The organism is Streptomyces sp. NPDC020597 (assembly GCF_044335095.1).
In the GTDB taxonomy this organism is placed as follows: domain Bacteria; phylum Actinomycetota; class Actinomycetes; order Streptomycetales; family Streptomycetaceae; genus Streptomyces.
In genome coordinates, this window is sequence record NZ_JBIRUL010000081.1 from 1 (window position 1) to 1,066 (window position 1,066).

Sequence of the window (1,066 nt, forward strand, 5' to 3'; positions counted from 1 at the left end):
CACACCCTCGCCCAGATCGGCTTCCAGCAGTCCTACACGTACTTCACCTGGCGTACCACCAAGGACGAGCTGACCGAGTACCTCACCGAGCTGTCAGGGCAGGCCGCCTCGTACATGCGGCCCAACTTCTTCGCCAACACCCCCGACATCCTGCCCGCCCACCTCCAGCACGGCGGCCGGCCCGCCTTCGAGGCCCGCGCCGTCCTGGCCGCCACCCTCTCCCCCACCTGGGGCGTCTACAGCGGCTACGAACTCTGCGAGAACACCCCCCTGCGCGAGGGCGGCGAGGAATACCTCGACTCCGAGAAGTACCAGCTCACCCCCCGCGACTGGGAGAGCGCCGAACGCGAGGGCCGCACCATCGCCCCCCTCATCACCCGCCTCAACGACATCCGGCGGGCCAACCCCGCCCTGCACCGACTGCGCAACCTGCACTTCCACCACACCGACAAGGAATCGGTGATCGCCTACTCGAAGAGGAGCTCGGACAGCAGCGGATCGAACACGGTTCTGGTGGTCGTCAACCTCGACCCCCACCACACCCAGGAGGCCACGGTCTCGTTGGACATGCCGCAACTCGGCCTGGACTGGCACGAGTCGGTACCGGTGCGCGACGAGCTCACCGGCGAGACCTACCACTGGGGCAGGGCCAACTACGTGCGCCTCGAACCGGGCATCCGGCCCGCGCACGTATGCACCGTCCTGCGACCGTCCTACCCGCAGAGCGGAGGGTCACCCACATCATGATCGTCAACGAGCCCGTTCCGGACACCTTCGAGGACACGCCCGCCAAGGACCGCGACCCCGAGTGGTTCAAACGCGCCGTGTTCTACGAAGTCCTCGTCCGCTCCTTCCAGGACAGCAACGGCGACGGCATCGGCGACCTCAAAGGCATCACCGCCAAACTCGACTACCTGCAATGGCTCGGAGTCGACTGCCTCTGGCTCCCCCCCTTCTTCAAATCACCACTCCGCGACGGCGGATACGACGTCTCCGACTACACCGCCGTCCTGCCCGAGTTCGGCGACCTCGCCGACTTCGTCGAATTCGTCGACGCCGCCCACCA

Annotated in this window: 1 protein-coding gene and 1 pseudogene; both read left to right on the forward strand. The window is 66.7% G+C overall.

Annotation, left to right across the window (positions count from 1 at the left end):
- Nucleotides 1-747 (forward strand): annotated as a pseudogene (locus tag ACH4ZA_RS39900) (alpha-1,4-glucan--maltose-1-phosphate maltosyltransferase); the annotation flags it as partial.
- Nucleotides 744-1,066 (forward strand): alpha-amylase family glycosyl hydrolase (locus tag ACH4ZA_RS39905; RefSeq protein ID WP_398433899.1); only part of this gene is annotated, 323 nt, incomplete at its 3' end. The pseudogene ACH4ZA_RS39900 and the gene ACH4ZA_RS39905, both read left to right, overlap by 4 nt.